Annotated in this window: 9 protein-coding genes; all 9 read left to right on the forward strand. The window is 45.4% G+C overall.

The window, feature by feature from the left end; all coding sequences use genetic code 11:
* The coding region (locus tag VF500_RS18775; RefSeq protein ID WP_330861150.1) for an SCO family protein at window positions 1–545 on the forward strand (545 nt) is incomplete at its 5' end.
* Between the two features lie 6 nt (window positions 546–551).
* Window positions 552–1,127 (forward strand): DUF420 domain-containing protein, encoded by a 576-nt coding sequence (locus VF500_RS18780; protein WP_330861151.1) that lies wholly within the window; start codon window positions 552–554, stop codon window positions 1,125–1,127.
* Window positions 1,128–1,145: 18 nt separating this feature from the next.
* Window positions 1,146–1,424 carry a hypothetical protein gene (locus VF500_RS18785; RefSeq protein WP_330861152.1) on the forward strand — a complete coding sequence of 93 codons (279 nt, stop codon included), beginning with the start codon at window positions 1,146–1,148 and terminating at the stop codon, window positions 1,422–1,424.
* A 121-nt stretch (window positions 1,425–1,545) separates the two neighbouring features.
* Window positions 1,546–1,884, forward strand: a complete 339-nt coding sequence (locus tag VF500_RS18790) for a DUF983 domain-containing protein (protein ID WP_330861153.1) — start codon at window positions 1,546–1,548, stop codon at window positions 1,882–1,884.
* The gene (locus VF500_RS18795) at window positions 1,862–2,524 is read left to right on the forward strand and encodes a DUF2461 domain-containing protein (protein WP_330861154.1); all 663 of its coding nucleotides are present in this window, start codon (window positions 1,862–1,864) and stop codon (window positions 2,522–2,524) included. Before VF500_RS18790 ends, VF500_RS18795 begins: the two co-directional genes overlap by 23 nt.
* Window positions 2,525–2,549: 25 nt before the next feature.
* The gene (locus tag VF500_RS18800; RefSeq protein WP_330861155.1) at window positions 2,550–3,377 is read left to right on the forward strand and encodes an OmpA/MotB family protein; all 828 of its coding nucleotides are present in this window, start codon (window positions 2,550–2,552) and stop codon (window positions 3,375–3,377) included.
* A gap of 222 nt (window positions 3,378–3,599) precedes the next feature.
* Window positions 3,600–4,109, forward strand: coding sequence for a MarR family winged helix-turn-helix transcriptional regulator (locus VF500_RS18805; protein WP_330861156.1), 510 nt, complete (start codon window positions 3,600–3,602; stop codon window positions 4,107–4,109).
* Window positions 4,102–5,661 (forward strand): histidine ammonia-lyase, encoded by a 1,560-nt coding sequence (gene hutH, locus VF500_RS18810; protein ID WP_330861157.1) that lies wholly within the window; start codon window positions 4,102–4,104, stop codon window positions 5,659–5,661. Before VF500_RS18805 ends, hutH begins: the two co-directional genes overlap by 8 nt.
* Window positions 5,639–6,868, forward strand: a 1,230-nt coding sequence (gene hutU / locus VF500_RS18815; RefSeq protein ID WP_330861158.1) for a urocanate hydratase, incomplete at its 3' end; no start/stop codon positions are given. The genes hutH and hutU, both read left to right, overlap by 23 nt.

Here is a 6,868-nt window from a genome sequence, read left to right on the forward strand (position 1 = left end):
AGTTTCATGGTAAGTATATCCCTGATACCATTTACCATACCATTCCCGATTTTAAACTGACCGATCAGGAAGGCAAGCCGGTTACATTAGCTACCCTGAAGGGAAAGATCTTCGTAATTAACTTCTTTTATAAAAACTGCCCTACCGTTTGCCAAACCATCAACAAAAACATGAGTTGGCTGGTGGGTACTTATTATAAAAACAAGATGGTTTACTTTTTGACCATCACCGTAGATCCCGAACACGATACCCCGGAGGTACTCAATAAATACCTGCAAACCTTCAAGCCCGAATCAAATCGCTGGCTGATGTGCAGCGGCGATACCTCATCCGTTTACAGCTTTGCCCGCAACGGCCTTTATGTTAACGCAGCACAGGCAGGCGGCGACTTTGTTTACAGCGACGATTTTGTACTTGTCGACCAGGAACATCGCATCAGGGGATACTACAAGGCTGCAGTAACGCCAGAGGTGAACCGTCTTAACGACGAGATAAAAGTGTTGATAGCCGAAGAGCTTCGTAAAGTTGATAAGGCCCTATATTAATTAGCCATGAGCGATAAATTTATAATCCGCTTTGTAGCGGTTGTTACCATAGTTGTAATTGCACTTGTTATTCTTTTAAACAGACACCTTATTCCGGGACCGGCAGTTGCCCCGGCTTTTACCCCGTATCTGCCAATGCTTAACGCGGTGCTGAACGGCACCTGTACTGTATTGTTACTTCTATCGTTGTATCAAATTAAACAAGGCAATATAATGCTACACAAAAGGCTTAACATTATTACGTTTTGCCTTTCAGCGCTTTTCCTGGCGTCGTATGTATTATTTCATTACCTGATGCGTAACGAAATTGTTTACGGTGATATCAATGGCGACGGACAATTGTCGGCAGCAGAACGGGCTTCGGCAGGGTCTTTACGGACAATATATTTGACGATTTTAACGCCTCATATTATACTTGCTGCAGCCGTGTTACCGTTAATATTATTGAGTTTTCACCGCGGATTACAAATGCAGGTTGAAAAGCACCGTAAACTGGTACGCTGGGCGTTCCCTATCTGGTTGTATGTTACGGCGAGCGGTGTGGTTGTTTACTTAATGATCCGTCCGTTTTATCATTTTTAATTGATTAAATTTGTACTTATGAAACAAGGTTTTAAAGTTATTCTTTTTGTAATGGCCCTTGGCCTGATGCTGATTGCCCGTGAGCCTGTAAAAGCGCAGTGTGCACAATGTGCTGCAACGGTTGAAACCAATGCGCAAAGTGGCAGCTCAAAAACAAGAGGTTTAAATAACGGCATCCTGTTTTTATTGGGCGCTCCTTATTTTGCTGTTGCATTAGGTGGCTATATCTGGTATAAAAAATACCGTCGTAAAGATGTTAAGCTTGATATGCGCGGCGAAAAGCTTAATCTGAATTAAGAAGCAGAACCGCTACCCGGCTTGGCCGTTTTCATAACATCATAAGATACTTATCGTGTCCCAAACACCAAAGTCATGGGCTATGCTTAAATGTAAATGTCCGCGCTGCAGGCGGGGCGATATGTTTAAGGGAAGTCCTTACAGTTTCTCCAATAAAATAAATCTTAACTGCCCTCATTGTGATCTTTTTTTCGAGATAGAGCCTGGTTACTTTTACGCGGCAATGTATGTGAGTTATGCCCTAAATGTTGGTGAGGCCCTTGGGATAGCATGGCTTACCTACCTGGTTAGCCACAATCAGGATTCGCCGTGGTTATATCTTGGTACTATAATTTTAGGGTGTTTTTTCCTTGCTCCTGTAAATTTCAGATATTCGCGTGTGTTTTTGTTGTATTGGTTATCACCCAAAATACACTACCAAAGCTATTTAGATACCGATGATATACCAGGAAAGTATTGATTTTTTAAAAGATCTCGCCGAAAATAATAACCGCGAATGGTTTGCTGTAAATAAAGAGCGTTACGATAAGGCCCGTGAAAATGTAATTGATTTTATAACGAAGGTGCTTGAGGGCGTACGTAAAATTGAGGCAGGCATGGACGAGAACCTTGATGCCAAAAAATGCGTGATGCGCATTTACCGGGATATTCGTTTCAGTAAAAATAAAGCACCTTATAAAAATAACTTTGGGGTAAGTTTTCCAACTTCCGGCTTAAAAGGCGGCGGCGTTGAATATTACTTGCACATCCAGCCCGGCAATTCATTTATTGGCGGCGGATACTGGATGCCAGAAGCACCTCATCTGAAAGCTATTCGGCAGGAAATTGATTATAATGCAGCCGATCTGAAAAAGATCATAGATGATGAGGAGTTTATTAAACTATTTGGCGATTTTAGGAAACAGGAACAGCTTAAGTCATTGCCAAAAGGCTATGAACCGGATAACGAAAACCTCGACCTGATAAAACTAAAAAGTTTTGTGGGCTGGCATAAACTTACAGATAAAGAATTAACCCAACCCGGATCGGAAAAGACGGTGATAGATATGTGCAGCAGGATCCATCCGCTTAATGTATTTTTGAAGAACGCCCTGGCGTAATACGATATTTAACCCTCAATACATCATGAAAATTAGATATGCCTTTTTAGCCGCTGCTGTATGTTTAACAATGTACTCATGCAAGGTAATGTCGCCAAAAGCATACAAAACCCTTGTAGCCGAACGCGACTCATTAGCCACCCGTACAACAAATTTAGAAGGACAGCTTGCACAGTTGCAGGCAGATACTGCTCGCCTTCACCGCCAGCTTGCCGATCTGCGCAATAACAACAATGTGCTGAACAGTAACCTGGATGCAACATCATCAAAAGCTAACGAATTAGCCGCCCAGACCGCAAAATTGGCCGCTGACCTGAAAAAACGCGAAGCCCGTTTAAAGGAAGTTGAAGACATTTTGAAGAAACGTGACGAGGCCACCAATGCCCTGAAAGATAAATTACAGAAAGCATTATTGGGCTTTCAGCAAAGCGGTTTAACGGTGGATATCAGAAATGGCAAGGTTTATGTGTCATTAGCTGATAAGTTATTGTTCCCTTCGGGCAGTATTATTATTGATGAAAAGGGTAAAGCTGCGTTAAAGCAACTGGCAGTGGTGGTTAACAAGGAACCCGATATCAATATGGCGGTAGAAGGTCATACGGATGACAAGAAAGTGAAAAACCTTGGTCAGATCAAGGATAACTGGGATTTGAGCGTATTGCGCGCTACCTCGGTAACCCGCTACCTGACCGAAACAGAAGGTGTTGACCCGCATAGGCTTACTGCAACAGGTAAGAGCGAGTTTCAGCCTATAGATGCTAACGCTACCGATGAGGCCCGCGCAAAGAACAGGCGAATAGAGATCGTGCTTACCCCTAAGCTCGATGAGTTATACAACCTGATCACTAAGTAATAAATGAAAGCTCCCGGCAAACCGCCGGGAGTTTTTTTGTTTTAGATGTTTTTATGTAGAGACGCATAATTGCGTCTCGCCGCAGGACAAGCCGCTTTGTAATAGGTTTAACTACTTAACTTGCATACGGGAGACGCAATTATGCGTTTCTACATTCAATCATCATGTTTAAAGAGTAGAAGAAAAATTTGCAATTATATAAGTACTTATATAAATTGCATAATGAATTTATATCAAAGCCTGGGGCATCTGGTTTTAGGCAGTCGTTTAAGGCGGCTGAGCGAAGCCTTTCTGGCCGAAATTAACCGTGCTTACCAAACCGCGGGTATCGATTTTGATGCCAGCTGGTTTCCCGTATTTTATTTACTGTCGAAAAACGATGCTTTATCTATCAAAGAATTAAGTGAGCAGATAGAGGTTTCGCATCCTGCCGCCAGTCAGCTCATTACCAACCTTAAAAAACGAGGCCTTGTAAGTACCGATACCTGTACAGATGATGGCAGACGGCAATTGGTTACGCTTGCTGCCGATGGCCGTGAATTATTAAAGCAGGTAATGCCTGTTTGGGATGCCATCAACCTGTCGATGGCCGAGCTTGTGGCTGAAGATAAAACTGCACAGCAATTACTGCCGGTAATAAGTGCGCTTGAAAGCGTTTTCAGGCAAACTAAACTGGCCGATAATATCGTTGAAAAACTGAATACCAATTTAAAACCAGCCGGCAATGACTAATACATTTAATTACGGCACCGACCATCTTACCATAGGTATTTGCCTTGATATAGCAGCGGGTAAAACTAAAGGGATCATCAACAAAGAAGCCGCAGACATGATCCAATCCTCATGGCGTGAGGTAGAAAAGATTGTACACAGTCACCATCCGGTTTATGGAATTAATACCGGTTTTGGCCCGCTGTGTGATACGCGGATCTCGGAAGAGGATACCAGTTTGCTGCAAAGCAATATCCTCAAAAGTCATAGCGTAGGTGTCGGGAAACCCATCCCGCAGGAAATAGCGAAGCTTATGATGATCACCAAAGTGCAGGCTTTGGCACAAGGCTATTCGGGCATAGCGCTTAGTACGCTTGAGCGGATCATCTGGCATATCGACAACGACATTATCCCGGTTGTGCCCGAAAAAGGATCAGTAGGCGCTTCAGGCGATCTGGCACCCCTATCACATCTGTTTTTACCATTGATTGGTTTGGGAGAAGTGTTTGAGAATGGGGAGCGACAACCCGCTTCGAAGTTATTAAATAAACATGGCTTGCAGCCCTTATCGCTTGGCCCTAAAGAGGGCCTTGCCCTTATCAATGGTACGCAATTCATCCTTTCATTTGCTATAAAAGCTGTGCAAAGGCTGGATGACGCCCTGAACCGTGCCGACCTGATCGGTGCTATGTCATTAGAAGGGCTGATGGGTTCTATCCGGCCCTTTGATGAGCGGCTGCATAACATTCGCCCGTTTAAAGGTACGCGTATGGTTGCCCACCGCTTGTTCACTTTGCTGGATGGCTCCGAAATCAATTCGTCGCATGTTAATTGCGACAGGGTACAGGACCCATACTCCTTACGTTGCATGCCGCAGGTACACGGCGCATCCCGCAACGCGTGGCTGCACCTGAAAGAACTTACTGAAATTGAGCTCAATTCCGTTACGGATAACCCGGTTATTTTTAATGCCGATGATACCATCAGCGGCGGCAATTTCCACGGTCAACCCCTGGCTTTACCGCTTGATTATGCAACTACTGCTGCTGCTGAGATAGGCAATATTGCCGACAGGCGTTGCTACCTGATGAGCGAAGGCCGTTATGGTTTGCCCAAGCTGCTTACACATGATGCCGGGCTTAACTCGGGCTTAATGATCCCGCAGTATACCACCGCAGCCCTCGTTACCGAAAATAAGACACTGTGCTTTCCCGCCAGTGCCGATAGCGTGCCTACCTCCTTAGGACAGGAAGACCATGTATCTATGGGCTCCATCAGCGGGCGCAAGCTGCACCAGGTGATAGATAATATCGAATATATCCAGGCTATAGAGTTGCTTTATGCCGCCCAGGCTATGGATTTCCGCAGACCGTTAAGATCGACGCCGGTTATTGAAGCCTGCCATGAACTGGTAAGACAGCATGTAGCTTTTATACAGGATGACCGTGTTTTTGCCGATGATATTAACAGCCTTCACAAACTGATTACAGATGGCTCCCTGCTGCAAACCGCGGGCGAAGCAGCTATTGCTCACCAAATAGATTTAAGTCATGACGAGTTCGGAATTTATTAACACCTACGCCAACCACCCGGTGTATAAAGCACCGCGTGGCATGCAGCTTCATGCCAAAAGCTGGCAAACTGAAGCCCCGCTCCGGATGTTGCTTAACAACCTTGACGGCCAGGTAGCCGAAAACCCCGATGAGCTGGTAGTTTACGGCGGTATTGGGCAAGCAGCCCGCAACCCGGAAGCGCTCCGTAAAATTATTGAGCTGTTGCTGGAACTGGATGAGTATCATTCGCTGCTGATCCAGTCGGGCAAACCGGTTGGGATCATCCGTAGCCACCCCGAGGCATCAAGGGTTTTAATAGCCAATAGTAACCTGGTGCCCGCATGGGCTAACTGGGAGCATTTTAACGAGCTGCGCGAAAAAGGCCTGATGATGTACGGACAGATGACGGCCGGCAGTTGGATTTACATAGGTACACAGGGCATTTTGCAAGGCACCTACGAAACCTTTGTGGAATGTGGTAACCAACATTTCAATGGTGAGTTGGCAGGCAAACTCATTGTAAGCGCAGGTTTGGGCGGTATGGGTGGCGCTCAGCCATTAGCGGCAACCATGGCTGGCGCTGTATTTTTAGGTGCCGATGTGGATGCATCCCGGATTCAAAAACGGGTTGACACGAAATATATCGACCGGATGACAGGTTCGTATGATGAAGCCATCAAATGGATCAAAGAAGCCATCGCCAAAAAGGAAATGCTTTCGGTAGGTTTGGTAAGCGATGCAGGTGACCTTCTTGAAAAACTGTTGAAGGATAATATTATCCCTGATGTGCTTACCGATCAAACTTCGGCACATGATCCTTTGAATGGGTATATTCCCAATGACCTTTCATTAAATGAAGCTGCGGTTTTGAGGAAAGATGATGCTGTGGAGTACAAACGGCGTTCGCTAAAAAGTATGGCGAGGCATGTAAACTTAATGCTGGAACTGCAAAGCAAAGGGGCTATTACCTTTGACTATGGCAACAATCTGCGCGAATTTGCCCGGCAGGGCGGCGAGGCCGACGCATTTAACTTCCCGGGTTTTACCCCGGCCTATATCCGTCCGCTGTTTTGTGAAGGTAAGGGACCATTCAGATGGGTAGCGCTATCCGGCGACCCCGAGGATATTTATACAACCGATCAGGCGCTGATCGAGGCCTTCCCCCAAAATAAACCATTAATTACTTGGCTTAAAAAAGCACGGGAGAAGATTGCATTCCAGGGGTTA

It is taken from the genome of Mucilaginibacter sp. (assembly GCF_036383575.1).
Classification (GTDB): Bacteria; Bacteroidota; Bacteroidia; order Sphingobacteriales; family Sphingobacteriaceae; genus Mucilaginibacter.